The following is a 22,402-nucleotide window of genomic DNA, read 5'->3' on the forward strand; positions in this document are numbered from 1 at the left end:
ATGGAACATTCAGCGACGGGGCTTTATCTGCCATAATAAGCGCCTTACTTTGCCCCCGCCGCAGGAGTTTTTCATGGAATTTACCGCCGGGCTGATCCCCCTTGAAACCGCGCTGGAGCAGATGCTTTCACGCATTGTTCCTGTCACCGAATCGCAGACTGTCCCGCTGTTACAGGCCGCCGGGCGCGTTACCGCCAGCCCTGTCACTTCTCCGATTGATGTGCCTGGCTTTGATAATTCAGCCATGGACGGTTACGCCGTGCGCATGGCCGATATCGCCGCAGGCGGCGCCCTGCCCGTTGCGGGCAAAGCTTTTGCCGGGCAGCCGTTTAGCGACGAGTGGCCCGCAGGAAGCTGCATAAGAATTATGACCGGCGCTCCGCTGCCCGCAGGCGCGGAAGCCGTCGTCATGCAGGAAGAGACGGAAGTGACCGAAAGCGGCGTGCGTTTTAACGCGCCGGTAAAAAAGGGCCAGAACATCCGCCTGCGTGGGGAAGATATTCGTAGCGGCGCCAGCGTGCTGCCCGCGGGCAAAAAATTGTCCGCCGCCGAGCTGCCGCTTATCGCCTCGCTGGGTATTGCCGATGTCGCGGTGCAGCGCAAAGTGCGCGCCGCCGTGTTCTCAACGGGCGATGAACTCCGCTTGCCGGGCCAGCCGCTGGGCGACGGGCAAATCTATGATACCAACCGTCTCGCCGTTCACTTGATGCTCGACCAGCTTGGCTGCGAGGTTATCGACCTGGGCATTATCAAAGACGACCCGCAAGCCCTGCGCGCCGCCTTTATCGAGGCAGACCGCCAGGCAGATGTGGTAATCAGCAGCGGCGGCGTTTCCGTTGGTGAGGCGGATTACACTAAACAGCTTCTCGAAGAGCTGGGTGAGGTGGGCTTCTGGAAGCTGGCGATCAAGCCTGGTAAACCTTTCGCTTTTGGCCGCCTGCAAAATAGCTGGTTCTGCGGCCTGCCGGGCAATCCGGTATCGGCGGCGCTGACCTTCTATCAGCTCGTGCAGCCGCTGCTGGCCAGGCTGAGCGGTCAGCAGGGTAACGCGCTGCCGCCACGCCAGCGCGCACGCACGGTCGGCAGGCTCAAAAAATCGCCGGGGCGTCTCGATTTCCAGCGCGGCATCATGCGCACCGCGGAAGACGGCCAGCTTGAGGTGCTCAGCACCGGGCATCAGGGTTCGCATATTTTCAGCTCCTTCAGCCAGGCCAACTGCTTTATCGTGCTGGAGCGCGAACGCGGCCACGTTGAAGCGGGCGAATGGGTCGAGATCGAGCCGTTTAATATGCTGTTTGGAGGCTAAGATGAGAGCCGAACTGAGCGATGCGGAGATGCTGCGCTACAATCGCCAGATTATTCTGCGCGGTTTTGACTTCGACGGACAGGAAGCGCTGAAAGCCGCGCGCGTGCTGGTTGTCGGACTTGGCGGCCTCGGCTGCGCCGCCGCGCAGTACCTTGCCGCAGCGGGCGTGGGGCATCTCACCCTGCTGGATTTCGATACCGTTGCGCTCTCTAACCTGCAACGCCAGACGCTGCATCGCGACGCGGCTATCGGACGGCCGAAAGTGGATTCCGCACGGGAGGCGCTGGCCGCCATCAATCCCCATCTTTCGCTCGCAACTATAGATGCGCGGCTGGATGAAGCGCAGCTCGCGGAAGAAGTAATGCGGCACGATCTGGTGCTGGACTGTACCGACAACGTCACTATCCGCAACCAGCTCAATCAGTGCTGCTTTAGCGCGAAAATCCCGCTGGTCAGCGGCGCGGCAATCCGTATGGAAGGGCAAATCAGCGTCTTCACTTATCAGCCGGATGAACCCTGCTATCGCTGCCTGAGCCGCCTGTTTGGGGAAAACGCCCTCACCTGTGTCGAAGCAGGCGTGATGGCCCCGCTGCCAGGTATAATAGGTTCGTTGCAGGCGATGGAAGCCATCAAGCTGCTTGCCCAGTACGGCACGCCTGCCGCCGGTAAAATTGTTATGTACGACGCTATGGCCTGCCAGTTCCGCGAAATGAAGCTCACGCGTTTTGCGCAGTGCGAGGTGTGTGGAACTCACTCGTCGTAAAGTCCGTCGCTCTTAACCGCCGTATAGCTCTTGTCAGCGCGTATACGGCGTACCGACTCCCGCACCGCGAGCGTACCGTTTAGCAGAAGATTACCGACCGGTGCCTCAGGACGAATAAGCCGCTGCTGGAGGATATGCACGGCTTCCTCGCCCAGCTCATCGCGTGGTACATGAAGCGAAGTGAGCGGAACGTCGTGGATCGCCGCAAGGTTAAAGCCGTCGATGCTCATTACCGACATGTCGTGCGGCACCCGTAGCCCCGCCTTTTGCAGGGCGCTGACCGCGCCGGCAGCCATAAAATCACCGCCCACCAGCAGCGCTGTCGGCAGCCTTTGCCGCGGCGTGGCGGCGAGAAAATCCCCGATAATCTGCTCGCTCTCTTTGGCGCTGAAGCTTTGCGCCGTCATCAGATGCTGTCCCTCGTCAAACTGAAGGTTGTGCGCTTCCCACGCGTCGCGTATACCTGCCAGGCGCAGCTCCATGGTGTAGCGGCGCAGGCAAAGTAAATTTACCACCGATTTATGCCCCTGCTCGAACAGGTAGCTTGCCGCGAACTCGCCGATTAGCTGGTGATCGGGCGCAACGCCCGGCAGGCGCATTTTGCGATCGCGGCAGTTGATCAGCACGCAGGGTTTGGCGAGATCCGCGGCCAGATCGTGAATATGCGGATCGTCGATACCCAGCAGGATCGCCGCTTCCGTTTCCGCTTCGTTTATTTTGCGCAGAAAGAGATTGGCATCGCTGTCGTGCTCTTCAAGCGCGCAGTAACGCAGCCGGACCTCATGAGGGCTAAGCGCCTTGCTGATGCCCTGAATCACGCGGTAGTAGAACACATCCAGCCGCTCTTCGAACGCCCGCTGCGGCGCGAACACAACCAGGCTATTGAGTAACAGCCTTCCCGCAGCCATGCCCTTGAGCACGCCGTTTTGCTGCGCGCAGTTCAGTATTCGCTGCTTTGCCGCTTCGCTGGTGTTGGCCTTCCCCGCCAGCACGCGAGAAACGGTGCTGATGGAAAGCCCGGTTTGCGCCGCAATTTCGGCGATTTTTAGCTTTTTACTCATTCTGTGATCTGCGCCCATTTTTCTGATGAAAAAATTTTCACAGCGTTCAGACAGGCTGTTTAGCTGGCAGCTATGCCTTTGTTATGCCACTTCCCGCATGCTTATGAAAATTATTGCATCAAATTTCCTGTTGACATTTTTATAACTGATTTAGTCTCAACCGGTCGAACATCTTTTTCTGATGCTGGCGACAGAAACCTTATTAAAACAATATAAATCAAAGAATTAATAATTACCTCGCAATCAAAAGGCTGTTATACCAATTCCGAAAGCTACCCTGCTACGTGGAGAACATCATGAGTCATGGCATACAACAGGATGTAACGGCGGTAAAGACTAAACGTACCATCCGCAATTTGCGCTGGTGGGTGCTGGTGCTGTTTTTACTGGGCGTCACCGTCAACTACATCACCCGTAACTCGCTGGGTATTCTTGCTCCTGAACTGAAGAGTTCCCTGGGCATTACGACCGAGCAATATTCCTGGATAGTCGGCGCTTTTCAGCTGGCCTACACTCTCTTCCAGCCCCTTTGCGGCTGGCTGATAGACGTGATTGGCCTGAAGCTCGGCTTCCTGGTCTGCGCGGGCGTCTGGGCGGTGGTTTGCATCATGCACGCGGGCGCCGGTAGCTGGCTGCAGCTGGCGATTCTGCGTTTCTTTATGGGCGGCGCGGAAGCGGCCGCAACGCCTGCCAACGCCAAAACCATTGGTGAATGGTTCCCGAAAAAGGAGCGTCCTGTTGCCGCAGGCTGGGCGGGCGTTGGCTTCTCCATTGGCGCGATGCTTGCCCCACCCATTATTTATTTCGCCCACGCCTCTTTTGGCTGGCAGGGCGCGTTTATGTTTACCGGCGCGCTGGCCCTGCTGTGGGTCGTGCTGTGGTGGCTGTTCTACCATAACCCTGAACAGCACCCGAACCTGAGCAAGGAAGAGCTGGCGTTTATCAAGCAGGATAACGAACCGCCAGCCGTGAAGTTGCCCTTCCTGACCGCCCTGAAAACCGTGTCTAAAAATAAACGCTTTTACGGTATCGCGATCCCGGCGTTTATGGCCGAGCCAGCCTGGGCCGTACTGAGTTTCTGGGTGCCGCTGTATCTTGCCAGCGAACGCGGAATGGATCTGAAACAGATCGCCATGTTCGCCTGGCTGCCGTTCCTCGCCGCCGACCTGGGCAGCGTGGCGAGCGGCTACCTGACAAAAGTTTATGCCCGCTGGTTCGGCTGCACGCGCACTAACTCAATCGTCGCCAGCTCCGTGACCGGCGCTTTCCTGATGATCGCCCTGGCGCTGGTCGCTATCACTAAAGATCCCTATATCACCATCGCGCTGATTTCCGTGGGCGGCTTCGGGCACCAGATAATCTCCTGCATGTTAAGCGCCCTTGTCGTGGACTCTTTTGACAAAGGCCAGATGGCGACCGTCAACGGCATGCGTGGCTCTGCGGCCTGGATCGCAAGCTTCCTCTTCTCGCTGCTGATTGGCGTTACCGCCGACAAAATTGGCTACAACCCGCTGTTTATCGCCATGGGCTTCTTTGACCTGATCGGCGCCGTATTTCTGGTCTCTTTTATTGCTGAACGCCGCGCTAAGCGTGCCTGAACTAAAAATGGATAGTGAAAGATGAAAACCCTGAAGAACTGGACGCTGTTGAAATCCGATGCGCATCACGTTGAATTAAGCGTGGACGATAAGCATCGGCTCTGTTTGTACGTGCTGGAACAAGGGATGTTCCGCGTGTTGATTAAACGCGAGAACAGGCTGGCTTTAAATCGTACCTGGAGCATCGCGCCACAAAGCGATGTTCCGTGGGAAGGACGCGCGCGTGAAAGTCTGGAGGGCTTCACGCTGCCGGGCTTTGCGCTGGAAGAGAGCGACGACACGCTGCGCATCAGCACCGACAAGCTGCGCGTCACCGTCCATCAGCCGCTGTGGCTGGAGTGGGAATACAAAAACGACCATGGCCAGTGGCAACCGCTGGCAAGCGACCGCCCGACCAGCGCCTATCTGCTGAACGCGCACGGCGACGGCGTGGCGCACTACCAGCGTCGTTACTCAGAGGAGAGCTACTATGGGTTGGGTGAAAAAGCCGGGCCTTTAGCGCGCACCGGCAAACGCTATGAAATGCGCAACCTCGACGCCATGGGCTATAACGCGCAGTCAACCGATCCGCTCTATAAGCATATTCCCTTTACCATCACTAAGCGCCCCGATGTCAGCTTCGGCATGTTTTATGACAACCTCAGCAGCTGCTGGCTGGATCTGGGCAACGAGATCGACAACTATCATCTGCCCTACCGCCGCTGGCAGGCGGAGTCGGGCGATGTGGATTATTACCTGTTTCTCGGCCCTAAAGTGCTGGACGTCACCAAAGCGTTTGTCCGCCTGACCGGTAAAACGCTGTTCGGCCCGAAATGGAGCCTCGGCTACAGCGGTTCAACCATGCATTACACCGATGCGCCGGACGCCCAGCAGCAGCTGCTGAGCTTTATCCGTCTGTGCAACGAGCATGCGATTCCGTGCGATTCGTTCCAGCTCTCATCGGGCTACACCTCCATCAACAACAAACGCTACGTGTTTAACTGGAATTACGACAAAGTGCCGCAGCCGAAGGTGATGAGCCGGGCGTTCCACGACGCCGGCATTAAGCTTGCGGCGAACATCAAGCCGTGCCTGTTGCAGGATCATCCGCGTTATGCAGAAGTGGCGGAACGCGGGCTGTTTATTAAGGATTCAGAGCAGGACGGGCCGGAGCGTTCAAGCTTCTGGGATGATGAAGGTTCGCACCTCGATTTTACCCATCCGGAAACGGTGAAATGGTGGCAGAACGGCGTCACCACGCAGCTGCTGGAAATGGGCATCGATTCAACGTGGAACGACAATAACGAATTTGAGGTGTGGGACGGCGAGGCGCGCTGCCACGGCTTCGGTGAAGAGATCGCCATTAAGCATATCCGTCCGGTAATGCCGCTGCTGATGATGCGCGCCTCGCTTGAAGCGCAGCAAACCTTCGCGCCGGAAAAACGCCCTTATCTGATTTCACGCTCCGGCTGCGCCGGCATGCAGCGTTACGTACAGACCTGGAGCGGCGATAACCGCACTAACTGGAATACGCTGCGCTATAACATCCGCATGGGTGTGGGGATGAGCCTCTCCGGGCTGTACAACGTCGGGCACGATGTGGGCGGCTTTTCCGGCGATAAACCGGATGCGGAACTGTTTGTGCGCTGGGTGCAAAACGGCGTGATGCACCCGCGCTTTACCATCCACTCCTGGAACGACGACCGGACGGTGAACGAGCCCTGGATGTATCCGGGCGTAACGCCGGCGATTCGCAGCGCTATCGAAACGCGCTATCGCCTGCTGCCGTACTTCTACACGCTGCTGTGGCAGGCGCATAAAGACGACGAGCCGATGCTGCGCCCGACGTTCCTCGACCACGAGCACGACGCAAAAACCTTCGAAGAGTGCGACGACTTCATGCTGGGCCGCGATTTGCTGGTGGCGAGCGTGGTTGAACCCGGTCAACGCGAGCGTGAAGTGTGGCTCCCGACCAACGGCGAAGGCTGGTACGACTATTACACCGGCCGGTGGTACAGCGGCGGCCAGAGCATTGTGCTGGACGCCCCGCTGGAGCATCTGCCGCTGCTGGTACGCGCCGGCGCCGCCCTGCCGCATTCCGCACGCCTCGCCCATATCGATGCAAAAGCCGATAACGTGCGCGAGCTGAAAGTGTATCCGCTGCGTGGAACGGGCGTATCCAGAGGCAGCCTGTTTGAAGATGACGGCGAATCCTGGGGCTATCAGCGGGGCAACGCGCTGTGGCTGGAGTGGGAGATTCGCTCTACCGCACAGGAAATCCATATCAGGTTTAACCGCAAGGGTGATTATCTGCCAGCCTGGAAGGCGCTGAAAATAACGCTGCCTGCGGGTGAAACAAGACGTCTGGTGGTGGACGGAGCCGAGCAGGATTACTGGAGTTTGTAGGAAACATTTCCCTCTTTCTCAAGGGAGAGAAGATGTCCTGACACAAACGCCACCCATAAAAAAACCGCCGTTCCCGGCGGTTTTTCATCATTCAGAATCAGGCTACTAGCCGTCAATCCCTTTACTGCGCAGGTAATCTTCATACCCGCCGGTAAAGTCGATGACGCGTTCCGGCGTAATTTCAATCACGCGGGTTGCCAGCGAGCTGACAAATTCACGGTCGTGAGAGACGAAGATCAGCGTGCCCGGGTACATTTCCAGCGCCATGTTCAGCGATTCAATGGATTCCATGTCCAGGTGGTTGGTTGGTTCATCCATCACCAGCACGTTCGGACGCTCCATCATCAGCTTACCAAACAGCATGCGGCCTTTTTCACCGCCGGAGAGCACTTTGGCAGGCTTTTTGATGTCGTCCTGGCTGAACAGCAGGCGGCCCAGAATGCTGCGCACCGCCTGCTCGTCGTCGCCTTCCTGCTTCCACTGGCTCATCCAGTCGAAGACGGTGAGATCGTTTTCGAATTCGTATTCATGATCCTGCGCGTAGTAGCCAATCTGCGTGTTCTCCGACCATTTCACGGCGCCTGCGTCCGCTTCAAGTTCGCCTACCAGGGTCTTCAGCAGGGTAGATTTACCCACGCCGTTAGTCCCCAGTACCGCGAGTTTTTCACCGACTTCAAGCAGCAGGTTAACGCTTTTGAACAGCGGGCCTTCATCAAAGCCTTTGGCCAGCGCCTCGACTTCCAGCGCGTTACGGAACAGTTTCTTGTCCTGTTCGAAACGGATGAACGGGTTCTGACGGCTGGAGGCTTTCACCTCGTCGAGTTTGATTTTATCAATCTGACGGGCGCGAGACGTTGCCTGACGTGATTTAGAGGCGTTGGCGCTAAAGCGGCTGACGAAGGATTGCAGGTCGGCAATCTGCGCTTTTTTCTTCGCGTTGTCGGCAAGCAGGCGTTCGCGAGCCTGCGTGGCCGCCGTCATGTATTCATCGTAGTTGCCCGGATAGACGCGCAGCTCGCCGTAATCCAGATCCGCCATGTGGGTACAGACCATGTTCAGAAAGTGACGGTCGTGCGAGATAATAATCATGGTGCTGTTGCGCTCGTTGAGCACGGTTTCCAGCCAGCGAATGGTGTCGATGTCCAGGTTGTTCGTCGGTTCATCGAGCAGCAGGATGTCTGGATTGGAGAACAGCGCCTGCGCCAGCAGCACGCGCAGCTTCCAGCCCGGCGCGACTTCGCTCATCGGGCCATAATGCTGCTCCACAGGAATGCCTACGCCCAGCAGCAGTTCGCCCGCGCGCGCTTCGGCGGTGTAGCCGTCCATTTCGCCGTATCTTACTTCGAGGTCGGCAACTTTGTAGCCGTCTTCTTCGCTCATCTCCGGTTGCGCGTAGATGCGGTCGCGCTCTTCTTTAACTTCCCAGAGTTCAGCGTGGCCCATGATCACCGTGTCGAGCACCGTGAATTTTTCAAAGGCGAACTGATCCTGACGCAGCTTACCGATGCGCTCGTTCGGATCGAGAGAAACGTTGCCCAGCGTCGGCTCTAAGTCGCCGCCCAGGATCTTCATAAAGGTGGACTTACCGCTACCGTTAGCGCCAATCAGGCCGTAGCGATTGCCGCCGCCAAATTTGACGGAGATGTTTTCAAACAGCGGCTTACTGCCAAACTGCATAGTGACGTTACTGGAAACTAGCACAGAGATGTCCTGATAAAAGAAGTGATGTATTTGTGATATCGCACACAGTATGCCATAAGTGCGTTTATGGATCGCGCTGCTTATGCACCGTCTATAATTCAATCGATGTGAAAAAAGTGTGATTTAATCCACATCTGATTTCCCAGACTGCGGGAATGCACATATAATGCGCGGCTACCCCATCTGATTCTCAACTAACTAGCCTGTGTGGCCATAAATATTTCGCACAACATGAATATAAAATTACGCTCGATTTTACTGGCATTTGTGGCTGTAGCGTCTTTTTGCAAAACAGCTTCCGCCGTGACTTATCCTCTGCCAACCGATGGCAGCCGCCTGATTGGCCAGAACCAGGTCATCACCATTCCTGAAGGTAGCACCGCGCCGCTGGAAGAGTTTGCAGCGCGTTACCAGATGGGGCTTTCCAATATGCTGGAAGCTAACCCTGGCGTCGATCCGTATCTGCCAAAGCCCGGCACCATCCTGAACATTCCTCAGCAGCTCATCCTGCCGGATACCGTTCATGAAGGCATCGTTATCAACAGCGCTGAAATGCGCCTCTACTATTACCCGAAAGACACCAACACCGTCATCGTGTTGCCAATCGGTATCGGCCAGCTGGGTAAAGACACCCCGATCAACTGGACGACGAAAGTAGAACGCAAGAAAGCGGGCCCAACCTGGACGCCAACGGCCAAAATGCACGCGGAGTACGCGGCTGCCGGTACGCCACTGCCGACCGTTGTGCCAGCGGGCCCGGACAACCCTATGGGCCTGTACGCGCTCTATATCGGCCGCCTGTACGCGATTCACGGCACTAATGCTAACTTCGGTATCGGCCTGCGCGTAAGCCACGGCTGCGTGCGTCTGCGTAACGAAGATATCAAGTTCCTGTTCGAAAACGTGCCGGTCGGCACACGCGTGCAGTTCATTGACGAGCCGGTAAAAGCGACGGTGGAGCCGGACGGTACGCGCTACATTGAAGTACATAACCCGCTCTCCACCACCGAAGCGCAGTTCAACTCCGGTGAAATTGTGCCGATTACGCTGAAAAACAACGTGACGGCGATTACGGCTCAGCCAGACGTTGATACCAACGTTGTGGACCAGGCCGTTCAGAACCGCTCCGGTATGCCGGTGCGTCTGAACTAAGTTTTACCTATCGCAATGAGGCGGCCTTCGGGTCGCCTTTTTTATGCCCGCCCGGCAGAATTCCAGCGGAGCCTGAACCCTTCGCCACAGAAATATTTGGTATGCTCATAATTCATGTTGTGATCGGTAGCACAATATTAAGTTTAATTGTATGATGAATGAGTTTTCTAAAGGGTCTTTTCCATGCGCAATTCGCTCACCGTTATCTGGCAGTATCTGCGATCTTTTATCTTAATTTACCTGTGCTTATATGCAGGTATCGCTATTGCTTCGCTGCTGCCGATTACTATTCCCGGCAGCATTATCGGTATGCTGATTCTGTTTGTGCTGCTTTCGCTGCAGATCCTGCCGGCGAAGTGGGTCAAGCCGGGTTCACACCTGCTGATTCGCTATATGGCTCTGCTGTTTGTCCCTATCGGCGTGGGCGTAATGCAGTATTACGAAGTGATAAAGGCGCAGTTTGGTCCGCTGGTGGTTTCCTGTTTTTTCAGTACCCTGATCGTGCTGGTTATCGTGAGCTGGAGCTCTCATCTGATTCATGGCCAGCGCAACATTGTCGGTAAAAGCGAGGCAGGCAAAAAATGATGCACTTTATATGGTGGTCTTTACCGCTGTCGCTGCTGGTCTTTTTTGGCTCACGTAAGCTTGGCAGGCGTTTTAAAACCCCGCTGTTAAATCCGCTGCTGGTTTCAATGGTGGTGATTATTCCGCTGCTGGTTTTCACCGGCACGCCATACGAACATTATTTTAAAGGCAGCGAGGTGCTTAACGATTTGCTGCAGCCCGCTGTTGTCGCCCTTGCTTTTCCGCTTTATGAACAGTTGCACCAGATCCGCGCCCGCTGGAAATCGATCATTACCATCTGCTTTATCGGCAGCATGGTCGCCATGATAAGCGGCACCGCTATCGCGCTGTATATGGGCGCTACGCCGGAGATTGCCGCATCCGTGTTGCCAAAATCCGTTACCACGCCGATTGCGATGGCCGTGGGCGGCAGTATCGGCGGGGTTCCCGCTATCAGCGCGGTCTGCGTGATTTTTGTAGGGATCCTCGGGGCCGTCTTTGGCCACGCGCTGCTGAACGTCATGCGCATTACGACCAAAGCTTCGCGTGGTCTGGCGATGGGCACGGCTGCTCACGCCCTCGGCACGGCGCGCTGCGCTGAACTGGATTTCCAGGAAGGGGCTTTTAGTTCGCTGGCGCTGGTGATCTGCGGCATCATAACCTCGCTTATCGCCCCGTTCCTGTTCCCTCTTATCGTGGCGGTGTGCGGCTAAAAGTTGCGAGAGATCGCGCATTTTCGTTTTTTATTTCATCCGTTGCATTTGCAATTAGACACGGATCACATATAAAGCCCCGGTAGCGCCGTACACTACGGCTCCATTACCTATTTGAGGCTAAAGACACATGCGCTCTCGTTTTCATGCTGCTTTCGCACAGCTCCCGGCTTCCCTGCAGGCTGCCCTGCAACCTCTGCTTACCGATGACCACTTCCCGGCCATGTTTAGCGCACAGGCTGTGGAAACGCTGGAACGCCAGACCGGTCTGGATGATGATGCGCTTGCCTTCGCCCTGCTCCCCCTTGCCGCCGCCTGCGCCCGCACAGATTTATCGCATTTCAACGTGGGCGCCGTAGCCCGCGGCATCAGCGGCAATCTCTATTTTGGCGCCAATATGGAATTTGCAGGCACCACTATGCAGCAAACCGTTCATGCAGAACAAAGCGCCATTACCCATGCATGGATGCGCGGCGAAAAGGGCCTGGTCTCCATTACGGTAAACTACACGCCGTGCGGCCACTGCCGCCAGTTTATGAACGAGTTAAACAGCGGTGTGAAACTGCAAATTAACCTTCCTGGCCGCAAGCCCGCCACGCTCGGCGACTACCTGCCGGATGCTTTCGGCCCGCGCGATTTGGACATCACAACGCTTCTGCTGGACGAAAGGGATCACGGCTTTGCCCTGCAGGGTGATGAATTAAGCCAGGCGGCGATCGCGGCGGCAAACCGTAGCCATGCGCCGTACAGCAACGCTCCTGCAGGCGTTGCGCTGGCCTTGCGCGACGGCAAAATCATCTGCGGAAGCTACGCGGAGAACGCAGCCTTCAACCCGTCACTGCCTCCGTTGCAGGCTGCGCTGAATGTGCTGAGCCTTTCTGGCTATGATTACAGCGATATTCAGCGAGCCATTCTGGCTGAACGAGCCGATGCGCCGCTGACGCAGTGGGACGCCACCGCCGCCACGCTTAACGCGCTGGGCTGTCAGAATCTCGAACGTACGCTGCTGGTTTAATCCCTGTGCTGCGGGTGGATGCCACCCGCTTTGTTGAAATTTAGCTCAACCAAATCCCCATACCTTGCTCTTCATCCCCGGGTAAAGTAGCCTTGGATAAAATTTCATCCTATTCATGAGTCCGCAAGTCCATGTTGAAGCGCGTGTTTTACAGCCTGTTAGCCATCATCGGCTTGACGCTTCTGGCAGCGCTGAGCCTCGACCGCTGGATGAGCTGGAAAACGTCCCCCTACGTTTACGACGAATTGCAGGACCTGCCCTATCGCCAGGTAGGCGTCGTGCTCGGCACCGCCAAGTATTACCGCACCGGCGTCATTAATCAGTACTACCGCTACCGTATTCAGGGCGCGCTTAACGCTTATAACAGCGGCAAGGTTAACTACCTGCTGTTGAGCGGCGATAACGCGCAGACCAGCTATAACGAACCGATGACGATGCGTAAGGATTTAATCGCAGGCGGCGTCGATCCTGCCGATATCGTGCTGGACTACGCCGGTTTCCGCACTCTGGACTCCATCGTTCGCACGCGCAAAGTTTTCGATACCAACGATTTCATTATCATTACGCAACGCTTCCACTGCGAGCGCGCGCTGTTTATCGCCCTGCATATGGGGATACAGGCGCAGTGCTACGCCGTACCTTCGCCTAAAAATATGATGACGGTAAGAATACGTGAGTTTGCCGCCCGTCTGGGAGCGATTGCGGATGTCTATATTTTCAAACGTGAGCCACGTTTCCTCGGCCCGTTAGTGCCGATCCCGGCCCTGCATGAGGTTCCGGAAGATGCGCAGGCTTACCCGGCGGTGACGCCAGAGCAGCTGCTGGAAATACAAAAGAAAGCGAAGAAGTAAAAAGCATTATCCCTCTCACAAAGGGAGAGGGATAAACCAGGCCAGGCTTGCTCCCTCGCCCCTTTGGGAGGGGGTCGGGATGAAGAACAACTTATTTCTTACGCGCGTACTTCAGGGAGTCAAGAGCAACCGCGAAGATGATAATCGCGCCCTTGATGATGTACTGCCAGTAAGGGTTCACGCCGATATAGGTCAGGCCGTAGTTAATAACGGTGAAGATGATAACGCCGGTCACCACGCCGATGACCGTCCCTACCCCGCCGCTGAATGACACGCCGCCCACCACGCACGCCGCAATCGCATCCAGTTCGTACATAAAGCCGAGGTTATTGGTCGCCGAGCCGATACGGCCAGCTTCGAGCATCCCGCCGAAGGCGTAGAACACGCCGGAGAGCGCATAAATCATCAGCAGGTTCAGCGCAACGTTCACGCCGGAGACTTTCGCCGCTTCCGGGTTGCCGCCGATGGCGAAAATGTTTTTACCAAAGCGGGTTTTGTTCCACAAAATCCAGACAAAGCCAATCGAAATCAACGCGTAGAAGGTGATGTACGACAGCTTAAAGTTGCCCATCTTGATAAAGCCCTGGGCAAAGGTCGAGAAGCCGCTGTCGAACCCCGCAATCGGTGATGCGCCCACAAAGTCGTAGTACAGGGAGTTGATGCCGTAGACGATGATCATGGTACCCAAAGTGGTGATAAACGGCGTCACGTTCAGGTAAGCGATGATAATACCGTTCACCAGGCCGATGATGGCGCCGATAACGCAGACAATCAGGATAACTACCGGGATCGGCATGGTATGCAGGTCGGGGAAAACTTTGTTGACGTTTTCCATGGACTGCAGGAGCGTTGCGGCGACAACCGCCGCAAGGCCAACCTGACGACCGGCAGAAAGGTCGGTACCCTGAGTCACAATCAGCCCTGCCACGCCCAGCGCGATAATAATACGCACGGAAGACTGGGTCAGAATGTTACTTAAGTTCATCAGGCTTAAAAAGGTCGGATCCTGGAAAATAATGATCGCCAGCAGCACCAGCAAAACGACATAAATGCCGCCTTCTTTCAGATAAGTTAGAATACTTTTCTTATTTAACGCACTCATTTTTCAATAGCCCCTAAATTATCAAAGGTGCACAGACGCAAGACGTAATATTTCGTTCTGCGTGGTTGTTTTAGTGTCTACAATTCCCGCGACGAGACCGTTGCTCATCACCAGAATACGGTCTGTAATCCCTAACAACTCCGGCATTTCGGACGAAATAATAATGATTCCTTTCCCTTTTTTGGCAAGCTCAGCAATCAGCTGATAAATTTCAAATTTTGCGCCTACGTCGATACCGCGAGTAGGTTCATCAAGCATTAAAATTTCCGGCTGGGTTAACAGCCAGCGACCAATAATAACTTTCTGTTGGTTACCGCCGGACAGAGAACCGATCGCCGTGCGGTGTCCTGGCGTTTTAACGCGCATGGAATCGATAACCCACTGGGTATCGCTTTTCATGCGGGTATTATCAAGCAGGCCAACTTTGTTTTTATATTTGCGAATATTCGAAATCAGCGAGTTAAAGCCGATATCCAGATAAGCGTAAATACCGGTCGAGCGGCGCTCTTCGGTCACTAACGCAAAACCGTGGTTAATCGCTTCATTCGCAGTGTGGTTATTAATCTTTTTGCCGTGTAACGTAATGGTGCCGGAAGACTTCTCGCGAATACCAAATAGCGTTTCGACAATATCAGTACGCTTTGCGCCTACCAGACCGGCAATCCCGAGAATTTCCCCTTTATGCAGGTCAAAGGAAACGTCGCGAATGGACGGCTGACGCAAAGAGGTCAGGTTGCGCACCTCCATAATCACTTCGCCCGGCACGTTGGATTTGTCCGGGAAGCGCTGGTTCAGGGAGCGGCCGACCATCATGGAAATAATTTTATCCATGTCCAGCCCTTCAAGCGGCTGGGTGGCAATCCACTGTCCATCACGCAAAATAGTAATTTCATCACACAGCTGGAATATCTCTTCCATTTTATGGGAGATATAAACGATACCGCAGCCGCGCTCTTTTAATTTACGTATAATTTTAAACAGGTGGTTAACTTCTTTTTCCGTCAATGATGAGGTGGGCTCATCCATAATGACGATTTTGGCATTGTAGGAGAATGCCTTGGCAATTTCGATCATCTGCATTTGTGATACGGAGAGCGTGCCAACGCGGGCGCGCGGATCGATATCAATATCCAGCTCATCAAAAATGTCTTTGGTGTCGCGATACATTTTATCCTGATCGACAAACATGCCTTTGGTGGGGTAGCGCCCCAGCCACATGTTGTCCATCACCGTACGCTGTAATACCAGGTTAAGCTCCTGGTGCACCATGGAAATACCGTTTTCCAGCGCCTCTTTGGTGCTGGTGAAATTTACTTCTTTCCCCTGGAAAAGAATACTGCCGGAATCTTTACTGTAGATCCCAAAAAGGCATTTTAATAACGTGGATTTACCCGCGCCGTTCTCTCCCATTAATGCGTGAATGGAATGAGGACGCACTTTTAAATTCACATCATCCAGTGCCTTAACGCCGGGGAATGACTTGTTGACGTTGGTCATTTCCAACAAGTATTCAGGCGAAGATGTCTGATTGCTGACCATAGTTATACCTGGCTGCGATAGTGTCACTGAGCGTAAGATCTGAATCGGGCGCACCTGCGTACGCCCGTTGCAATCTGTCTGTCTTATTTACCGACGAACTCCGCCAGGTTGTCTTTATCAACGCCGACGTAAGGAACACGTACGATTTTGTTTTCAATTTTCCAGCTGGTGCCTTCCGCCGCAGGCTTGCCGTCGGCCAGGTTTTTCGCCAGATCGAAGGTGGCTTTCGCCTGGTTGTTGGCATCGTTCAGCACGGTGCCGGCCATTGCGCCAGATTTAACCATCGCCAGCGCTTCTGGCAGAGCATCCACGCCGAAGACCGGAATAGAAGATTTGTTGTGTGCTTTCAGCGCTTCTACCGCGCCCATCGCCATCGCATCGTTGTTGGCGATTACCACTTCGATTTTGTTAGCGTTCGGGCCGGACAGCCACGCGTCCATCTTATCTTTTGCCTGAGCGGTGTCCCACATCGCGGTATCTAACTGCAGCTGCTGGGTTTTCAGGCCTTTAGTGTTCAGCTCTTTAATCACGTAAGTGGTACGCGCTTCAGCATCCGGGTGGCCTGGCTCGCCTTTCAGCAGCACGAACTGAACCTGACCATCTTTGTTCAGATCCCACGCCGGGTTTGCCGCCCAGTGTTTAGCAATCAGATCGCCCTGAATGATGCCGGACTCTTTGGAGTCAGTACCCACGTAGAAAGCTTTATCGTAGCTATCCAGCGCTTTACGTGAAGGTTCTTTGTTATAGAAGACAATAGGAATATCCTGGCCGCGGGCTTTTTCGATAACCGTGGCCGCTGCCGCCGGGTCAACCAGGTTGATGGCCAGGGCTTTCACGCCTTTCGCCAGCAGCACGTCAATCTGATCGTTCTGTTTGGACTGGTCATTCTGGGAGTCGTTCATCAGCAGCTCAACGTCCGGGCTGGCCTTGGCATCTTTCTCGATAGCTTTGCGCACGACGGACATGAAGTTATCGTCATATTTATAGATGGTCACGCCGATACGGGTATCAGCAGCGTGAGCAGCGGCGCCAAACAGCATGCAAGACATAACGGCGGACAGGGTCAAAACCTTCTTATTCATGGTATCTCCGGTTTTTTTGCAGGGTAGTTCTGGTTAAATTCATGGCAGGGCAGTAATCTTTTGAAAACGTTACTGAATGCCGAAAATTATCCTAAAATAATTGCTCTTCCGTGTTCTGTAACGATCCTGAACTGCATTTTATGGGGCGTTTTCGCTCAATACCCGCGGTGAAACTGCTGCCTCACCGTTACATAGAGTTTCAGCTTATAAAACGCTGACATCATAGTCAGCGTAATGTTAATTAACTGTGAATTTACTCACAAATTGAAACCGGTTACATACAGCTCTTTAATCAGAGAGTGATCGGCGCCACAATTTGCTTTGGCGCTACCGAATGACGACGCACTAAAGTCGGCATAAAACAGTGCGTTGCGTCGCGATCCAGCGTTCCTGCCGCGCCCTGTAACGCCAGTTCGGTGGCGAGGCGAGCCATTGAAACAATCGGATAGCGCACGGTAGTTAGCTGCGGATCGGTGTAACGGGCGATGGGAATATCGTCAAAACCGATAACGGAGACATGGTGAGGCACAATAATCCCGTTATCTTTCAATGCAGTAAGCGCGCCTGCCGCCATACTGTCATTGTAAGAAAATACCGCGCTGAGCTGCAGATTGCGCCCCAGCAGCTCCACCATTGCCGCTTCCCCGCCCTGCATATCCGGCGAGCCCACGCCAATCCAGCTTTCCGGCTGCGTGATACCGTGCTCTGTTAAGGCGCGCAGCCACCCTTCCCGACGCTGTTCGTTATCTTCAATGTTGTGGCTGGAAGCAAGGTAGCCGATACGCGTATGTCCCTGATTCAGCAGCATGCGCGTTGCCATTACCGCGCCGCTTACGTTGTCGAGGCCGACGCAGCGATGGGCGTAGCCGGGCACGATGCGGTTTATCAGCACCATGCCGGGAATACTTTCGAGGAACTCGCCCAGTTCGGCATCGCCCAGCGCCTTCGCATGAACGATAAGCGCATTGCAGCGCTGGCGAATCAGCACTTCAATGGCGTGACGCTCTTTTTCTTCCTGATGGTAGCTGTTGCCGATCAGCACATATTTATTGTGCTGCTGCGCCACGACGTCCACCGCTTTTACCAGCGCGCCAAAGAAAGGATCGGATACGTCCATCACCACCACGCCAATGGTATCGCTGACCTGGGTGGCGAGCGCCTGCGCGTTTGCGTTAGGGCGATATCCCGTCTGGGAGACGGCGCGCATCACGCTTTCACGGGTTTCAGCACTGACCAGCGCGCTGTTATTAAGCACGCGGGATACCGTCGCCACTGACACGCCGGCGATACGGGCAACGTCACGAATGGTGATCATAACGAACACCTGGCCGTTGGAAGAGTCGGTCTCATAGCTGCACCCTGTTTTTGACAAGGTGGCTATTTTGCGGCGAGAAGGGGCGGGTTTACGTGAAGAGGATCACAGTCATGAAAACGTTTACATACAATTTGTTAACCTTTGTGATGTATATCATTATCTTGCCGAATGTCGCGACGATACGCCCGCGGCCCGGGCGGTTAACTGTCGCCATAACCATTCGAGCGGCCCCTGGCGGAAGCGGCGCAGCCAGAGCACCGAGAAGAGGATATTGGCGGCCCACACCGCCGGGACAAAGGCCAGCAGCTGCAGGCGGTCAAAGGTCATGAAGAGGCTGAAGCGGAAGAATAGCGTGGTACAAATCAGCGTTTGCAGCAGATAGTTCGATAGCGCCATGCGGCCAACGCAGGCGATGGCCGTCGCCAGACGCCGCTTTGCAAGCCACGGCCAGTAGCCAAACGCCAGCGCGGCATAGCCGATCGACTGAAACGGCGCGCTCAGTTCACGCGGCGCCTGCAGCAAAAACGCGCACCAGCGGGAGTCCCAGCTGACGTGCCACTGGGCGTAAATACCGGGCAGGTTTATCAGCATGCCTGCCGCAATCAGCCATGCGCCGAGGCGGCGATAATGACGCGGGCTATACTGGCCTTTCAGCCAGCCGCTGCGCATCAGGGCGGCGCCCAGCAGCATCATGCCCGCCAGCTGCCAGCCATACTGCGCGCCCAATGCCAGCAGGTTTGACGAGAGCAGATCGACGCGGTTGCTGATGGCTTCCGCGCCGCCATTAATTTTCCAGAAGCGTTCATACTGGAGATTTGCCGCATCCGGCACCCAGGAGCGACTGGGCGCATCGCCGGAGATAAAACCAAGCAGCAGCAAAACCCCTACGCCCGTGAGATAAAGCAGCGCGCCGGTATTGAACAGTTGGCGCGTGCCCGGCGCATCGCGAATCATACGCCAGCAAACCAGCCCGACCAGGCCGTAAGCCAGCAGGATATCGCCATCCCACAGCAATAAAGCGTGCATGAAACCGAGCAGAACAAGCAGCGTCAGGCGTGACTGGATCCAGCGTTTGCCGCGATGTAACAGCATCTGCAGGCCCGCGCCGAACAGCAAAGCGAACAGGGTGAGGAATTTAACCTGAGCAAATAAATCAAGCGCGGCCCAGGTCCAGGCGTCGCTCAAGGAAACGGACCCCGACCAGGCGGGGTTGATATATGCCGCCTTCGGTAAACCGAAGGCCACGATATTCAGCAGCAGGATGCCGAGAATAGCGACGCCCCGGACAAAATCCAGCGTAACGTTTCTCTCCATGTTTCCTGCCTGCTTAAGGGTTAGCTGTGACGTACGGCGCGCAGGAACTCCTGGCGTGTATTCTGGCTGGATTTGAACAAGCCGCCGAGCGACGTGGTGGTGGTGGCGCTGGTCGCGTCCTGTACACCGCGTGCCTTCACACAATAGTGGACCGCATCAATAGAAACCGCCACATTGTTGGTGCCGAGCAGCGTTTGCAGCGCGAGCAGGATTTGCTGGGTTAAGCGCTCCTGAACCTGCGGACGCTGGGCGAAGAACTGCACGATGCGGTTAATTTTAGACAGGCCAATCACGGTATCTTTCGGGATATACGCAACCGTCGCTTTGCCATCGATGGTCACAAAATGGTGCTCGCAGGTGCTGGTCAGGGTGATATCGCGCACCGTTACCATTTCATCGACCTTCATTTTGTTTTCAATGACGGTGATTTTCGGGAAGTTAGCGTAATCCAGGCCGGAGAAAATCTCATCGACATACATTTTAGCGATGCGATGCGGCGTTTCCATCAGGCTGTCGTCGCTCAGATCGAGGTTCAGCAACTGCATGATTTCCGACATATGTTCGGCGATCTCGCGTTTGCGGGTTTCATTATCCAGTTCACGCAACGGCGGACGCAATGGCGTTTCCAGGCCGCGCGCAACCAAAGCCTCATGAACCAGAGCGGCTTCTTTACTGAGTGTAGACATGCTGTTTTCTCCTGCAGGTGTGGCTGACCTCTGCCCTACATGGGACAAAGTGTGCGCTCATTGTGCGGGAGCGCGCCCGCATAATCCAGTAGTGCAAAGGATAATTATTGAAATCGTTAATTCCTTTTCCAGACCAGGCCGCCGCCGACGATTAACGCGGCTCCGGCGACATAGAGCGCCGGTTCAAGCTGATGCGTTAAGGCGGTCGATAACGCCGACAGCGCGGGGCCAACCAGTTGCCCGACGGCGTAGCCGGTGGTCAACAACCCGGCCAGATAGCGCGTATGTTGCGGCGCCATTTCACGGCCATACTGCAAGGAAAGCTGCACGGCACATAAAAACCCGCCGCCAACCAGCAGCGCGCCCAGCACCAGGCCCGTCATGCCAGAAACAAGCGCCGGGGCGAAAACCCCCAGCGCCTGCAGCCACAGCACCAGCGCCAGCCGCTGATTGCTGTGCAGCAACTGACGCGTGGCGATGCCGAGCAGTATCCCTGTCACCGCCGCGCCGCCGAATACCGGCCAGACGAACTGAGCAAACAGGCTGTCCGGGAAGCGGGCGTTCGCCATTTGCGATAAAAAGGTGGCGGGCAGGATATAGCCGAAGCCCGCCAGGCTGTAGCTCCATACCAGCCGTTTCAGCGGCGCGTTCAGCACCAGGGGCTCCGGCGCCGTTTCCGGACGATGCAGTTCGCCTTTGCGCGGCAGATTGCGGGCTATCAGCAGCACAAAAACGAACGCCAGAACGCCATAAACCAGCCAGGCTTCGCTCGCCTCAAGCCCGAGGCTGTGAATGCCGACCGCCAGCAGGCCACTGAGAAATATCCCGGCGCCCGGGCCTGCAAACACCGCGGCGCTCAGGCCAGGTTTACCAAGCTGCGCCAGTTTTTCATTGCTCCAGGCCGCGATCAGCACCATCGCCCAGCCGCTCGCCCAGCCAGTCAGAAAGCGAATAAGCGCATGCCAGAGCGCTGCATCAACGGTGGCCGAAAGCAACGTCAGGATGACGGCTCCCCAGACCCCGGCCAGCAAACGCAGCTCAACCCGCTGCCGGGCGCGCATCGCGTCCCACGCGCCGACCAGATAGCCCAGGTAGTTGATGGCGGCCACCAGACCGGCACTCGTTAACGTGAGCTGGCCTTCGCTTATCATCAGCGGTACCTGCGGCGTAAAGGCGAAGCGCCCGATGCCCATCGCCACCACCAGCACCAGAAAACCCGTTAGTGCGATACGTGCCGCCACATCGACCTCAATTGTTACAATATCGTTGTCAGCATGATGCAGCATGACTAGACTGGGGTGAAGTGAAAGTTGTTCATTGATAGTGAAGATAATTAAGGAAACGTCCTGATGGAACTTCTCGAAGAACACCGATGTTTTGAAGGCTGGCAGCAGCGCTGGCGCCATGATTCCGCGGTACTTAACTGCCCTATGACCTTCAGTATTTTTCTGCCTCCGCCGCGCACCACTCCCCCACCCGTTCTGTACTGGCTGTCAGGATTAACCTGTAACGATGAGAACTTCACCACTAAGGCCTGCGCGCAACGCGTAGCGGCAGAGCTGGGCATTGTTCTGGTGATGCCGGATACCAGCCCGCGCGGCGAGCACGTGCCGAATGACGAAAGCTACGATCTGGGCCAGGGCGCAGGCTTCTATCTTAACGCGACCCGGCAGCCCTGGGCCGCGCATTTCCGCATGTATGACTACATTCGCGACGAGCTGCCTGCCTTAATCGCCGACAATTTCAGCATCAGCGAAAAGGCCTCTGTCTTCGGGCATTCGATGGGCGGACACGGCGCGTTAAGCATCGCGCTGAAAAACCCGGGCCGCTTCTGTTCCGTTTCCGCCTTTGCGCCGATTGTGAACCCGGCCCGCGTGCCGTGGGGACAAAAAGCGTTCACCGCTTATCTGGGTACGGATGAAAGCCAGTGGCAGGCCTGGGACAGCTGCTGTTTGCTGATAGCGGCAGACCCGGCAAACGCGCTGCCAACGCTTATCGATCAGGGCGATGCGGACCAGTTCCTCGCCGATCAGCTGCAGCCCGCGCGGTTTGCGGAAGCGGCGAGGCAAAAAAACTGGCCGCTAACCCTGCGCGTGCAGCCGGGCTACGACCATAGCTATTACTTTATCGCCTCGTTTGTGGAAGACCATCTGCGGTTCCATGCGGAACACCTGCTGAAATAGCATCAGGCGGGCCCCGCCCCGCCGTTTATCTCCTTTCTTTTCCATCCGGTAATAACCACGCCTCATTTAACA

At 55.7% G+C, this 22,402-nt stretch carries 19 protein-coding genes; 10 read left to right on the forward strand and 9 right to left on the reverse strand.

All coding sequences use genetic code 11. From position 1 onward, the window contains the following. Positions 1–73: 73 nt before the first annotated feature. Both moeA and moeB read left to right on the forward strand, forming a co-directional pair. Entirely contained in the window at positions 74–1,306 is a 1,233-nt protein-coding gene (gene moeA / locus WLO31_RS13630; protein ID WP_435927146.1) for a molybdopterin molybdotransferase MoeA, read from the forward strand. Between the two features lies 1 nt (position 1,307). After that, complete coding sequence (gene moeB, locus WLO31_RS13635) at positions 1,308–2,069, forward strand: molybdopterin-synthase adenylyltransferase MoeB (protein ID WP_435927147.1); 762 nt, start codon at positions 1,308–1,310, stop codon at positions 2,067–2,069. Here the strand turns inward: moeB and WLO31_RS13640 are convergent. Then, positions 2,057–3,130 (reverse strand): LacI family DNA-binding transcriptional regulator, encoded by a 1,074-nt coding sequence (locus tag WLO31_RS13640; protein ID WP_435927148.1) that lies wholly within the window; start codon positions 3,128–3,130, stop codon positions 2,057–2,059. The genes moeB and WLO31_RS13640 overlap by 13 nt on opposite strands. A gap of 296 nt (positions 3,131–3,426) precedes the next feature. Here WLO31_RS13640 and WLO31_RS13645 point away from each other — a divergent pair, with 296 nt between their 5' ends. Next, positions 3,427–4,728, forward strand: a complete 1,302-nt coding sequence (locus WLO31_RS13645; RefSeq protein ID WP_435927149.1) for an MFS transporter — start codon at positions 3,427–3,429, stop codon at positions 4,726–4,728. Between the two features lie 21 nt (positions 4,729–4,749). Next, positions 4,750–7,113, forward strand: a complete 2,364-nt coding sequence (locus WLO31_RS13650) for a TIM-barrel domain-containing protein (protein WP_435927150.1) — start codon at positions 4,750–4,752, stop codon at positions 7,111–7,113. A 105-nt stretch (positions 7,114–7,218) separates the two neighbouring features. Here the strand turns inward: WLO31_RS13650 and WLO31_RS13655 are convergent, their stop codons facing one another. Continuing rightward, complete coding sequence (locus WLO31_RS13655; RefSeq protein WP_435927151.1) at positions 7,219–8,814, reverse strand: ABC-F family ATPase; 1,596 nt, start codon at positions 8,812–8,814, stop codon at positions 7,219–7,221. A gap of 231 nt (positions 8,815–9,045) precedes the next feature. Between WLO31_RS13655 and ldtB the strand changes: the two genes are divergently transcribed. The 5 genes from ldtB (at position 9,046) to sanA (ending at position 13,109) form a co-directional block, all read left to right on the forward strand. Next, entirely contained in the window at positions 9,046–9,966 is a 921-nt protein-coding gene (gene ldtB / locus WLO31_RS13660; protein ID WP_435927152.1) for a L,D-transpeptidase, read from the forward strand. 183 nt (positions 9,967–10,149) lie between these two features. Beyond that, a complete protein-coding gene (locus tag WLO31_RS13665) occupies positions 10,150–10,551 on the forward strand; it encodes a CidA/LrgA family protein (protein WP_435927153.1) in 402 nt (133 codons plus the stop codon). Next, a complete protein-coding gene (locus WLO31_RS13670) occupies positions 10,548–11,243 on the forward strand; it encodes a CidB/LrgB family autolysis modulator (RefSeq protein ID WP_435927155.1) in 696 nt (231 codons plus the stop codon). The genes WLO31_RS13665 and WLO31_RS13670 overlap by 4 nt, the downstream gene beginning before the upstream one ends. A 130-nt stretch (positions 11,244–11,373) precedes the next feature. Next, on the forward strand, positions 11,374–12,258 hold the full coding sequence (gene cdd / locus WLO31_RS13675; protein ID WP_435927156.1) for a cytidine deaminase: 885 nt from the start codon (positions 11,374–11,376) through the stop codon (positions 12,256–12,258). A 131-nt stretch (positions 12,259–12,389) separates the two neighbouring features. Then, positions 12,390–13,109: an outer membrane permeability protein SanA gene (gene sanA, locus WLO31_RS13680; protein ID WP_435927157.1), complete on the forward strand. Its 720-nt coding sequence runs from the start codon at positions 12,390–12,392 to the stop codon at positions 13,107–13,109. A 91-nt stretch (positions 13,110–13,200) separates the two neighbouring features. On the opposite strand, the gene mglC is transcribed toward sanA, so the two are convergent. The 7 genes from mglC to WLO31_RS13715 form a co-directional block, all read right to left on the reverse strand. Further along, entirely contained in the window at positions 13,201–14,211 is a 1,011-nt protein-coding gene (gene mglC / locus WLO31_RS13685) for a galactose/methyl galactoside ABC transporter permease MglC (protein WP_435927158.1), read from the reverse strand. A gap of 21 nt (positions 14,212–14,232) precedes the next feature. Beyond that, on the reverse strand, positions 14,233–15,750 hold the full coding sequence (mglA, locus tag WLO31_RS13690) for a galactose/methyl galactoside ABC transporter ATP-binding protein MglA (protein WP_435927159.1): 1,518 nt from the start codon (positions 15,748–15,750) through the stop codon (positions 14,233–14,235). Between the two features lie 83 nt (positions 15,751–15,833). Beyond that, the gene (mglB, locus tag WLO31_RS13695) at positions 15,834–16,832 is read right to left on the reverse strand and encodes a galactose/glucose ABC transporter substrate-binding protein MglB (RefSeq protein WP_435927160.1); all 999 of its coding nucleotides are present in this window, start codon (positions 16,830–16,832) and stop codon (positions 15,834–15,836) included. 292 nt (positions 16,833–17,124) lie between these two features. After that, positions 17,125–18,147, reverse strand: a complete 1,023-nt coding sequence (galS, locus tag WLO31_RS13700) for an HTH-type transcriptional regulator GalS (protein WP_435927161.1) — start codon at positions 18,145–18,147, stop codon at positions 17,125–17,127. A gap of 156 nt (positions 18,148–18,303) precedes the next feature. Beyond that, positions 18,304–19,461: a DUF418 domain-containing protein YeiB gene (yeiB, locus tag WLO31_RS13705; RefSeq protein ID WP_435927163.1), complete on the reverse strand. Its 1,158-nt coding sequence runs from the start codon at positions 19,459–19,461 to the stop codon at positions 18,304–18,306. A gap of 20 nt (positions 19,462–19,481) precedes the next feature. Further along, positions 19,482–20,147, reverse strand: a complete 666-nt coding sequence (gene folE / locus WLO31_RS13710) for a GTP cyclohydrolase I FolE (RefSeq protein WP_435927164.1) — start codon at positions 20,145–20,147, stop codon at positions 19,482–19,484. 116 nt (positions 20,148–20,263) lie between these two features. Then, positions 20,264–21,388: a YbfB/YjiJ family MFS transporter gene (locus tag WLO31_RS13715; protein ID WP_435930610.1), complete on the reverse strand. Its 1,125-nt coding sequence runs from the start codon at positions 21,386–21,388 to the stop codon at positions 20,264–20,266. Between the two features lie 108 nt (positions 21,389–21,496). On the opposite strand from WLO31_RS13715, the gene fghA reads away from it, so the two are divergent. After that, on the forward strand, positions 21,497–22,330 hold the full coding sequence (gene fghA, locus WLO31_RS13720; RefSeq protein ID WP_435927165.1) for an S-formylglutathione hydrolase: 834 nt from the start codon (positions 21,497–21,499) through the stop codon (positions 22,328–22,330). The last annotated feature ends 72 nt before the right edge of the window (positions 22,331–22,402 follow it).

Origin of the sequence: Dryocola sharpae (assembly GCF_051307055.1) — a bacterium.
Taxonomy (GTDB): Bacteria; Pseudomonadota; Gammaproteobacteria; order Enterobacterales; family Enterobacteriaceae; genus Dryocola.

Bases quoted from the DNA above. Each gene is read 5' to 3' on its own strand.
- yeiB (WP_435927163.1), bottom strand. From the start codon at position 19,461: ATGGAGAGAAACGTTACGCTGGATTTTGTCCGGGGCGTCGCTATTCTC.
- galS (WP_435927161.1), bottom strand. From the start codon at position 18,147: ATGATCACCATTCGTGACGTTGCCCGTATCGCCGGCGTGTCAGTGGCG.
- ldtB (WP_435927152.1), top strand. From the start codon at position 9,046: ATGAATATAAAATTACGCTCGATTTTACTGGCATTTGTGGCTGTAGCG.
- WLO31_RS13650 (WP_435927150.1), top strand. From the start codon at position 4,750: ATGAAAACCCTGAAGAACTGGACGCTGTTGAAATCCGATGCGCATCAC.
- sanA (WP_435927157.1), top strand. From the start codon at position 12,390: ATGTTGAAGCGCGTGTTTTACAGCCTGTTAGCCATCATCGGCTTGACG.
- WLO31_RS13665 (WP_435927153.1), top strand. From the start codon at position 10,150: ATGCGCAATTCGCTCACCGTTATCTGGCAGTATCTGCGATCTTTTATC.
- moeB (WP_435927147.1), top strand. From the start codon at position 1,308: ATGAGAGCCGAACTGAGCGATGCGGAGATGCTGCGCTACAATCGCCAG.
- mglA (WP_435927159.1), bottom strand. From the start codon at position 15,750: ATGGTCAGCAATCAGACATCTTCGCCTGAATACTTGTTGGAAATGACC.
- folE (WP_435927164.1), bottom strand. From the start codon at position 20,147: ATGTCTACACTCAGTAAAGAAGCCGCTCTGGTTCATGAGGCTTTGGTT.
- fghA (WP_435927165.1), top strand. From the start codon at position 21,497: ATGGAACTTCTCGAAGAACACCGATGTTTTGAAGGCTGGCAGCAGCGC.
- moeA (WP_435927146.1), top strand. From the start codon at position 74: ATGGAATTTACCGCCGGGCTGATCCCCCTTGAAACCGCGCTGGAGCAG.
- WLO31_RS13645 (WP_435927149.1), top strand. From the start codon at position 3,427: ATGAGTCATGGCATACAACAGGATGTAACGGCGGTAAAGACTAAACGT.
- mglB (WP_435927160.1), bottom strand. From the start codon at position 16,832: ATGAATAAGAAGGTTTTGACCCTGTCCGCCGTTATGTCTTGCATGCTG.
- cdd (WP_435927156.1), top strand. From the start codon at position 11,374: ATGCGCTCTCGTTTTCATGCTGCTTTCGCACAGCTCCCGGCTTCCCTG.
- mglC (WP_435927158.1), bottom strand. From the start codon at position 14,211: ATGAGTGCGTTAAATAAGAAAAGTATTCTAACTTATCTGAAAGAAGGC.
- WLO31_RS13640 (WP_435927148.1), bottom strand. From the start codon at position 3,130: ATGAGTAAAAAGCTAAAAATCGCCGAAATTGCGGCGCAAACCGGGCTT.
- WLO31_RS13670 (WP_435927155.1), top strand. From the start codon at position 10,548: ATGATGCACTTTATATGGTGGTCTTTACCGCTGTCGCTGCTGGTCTTT.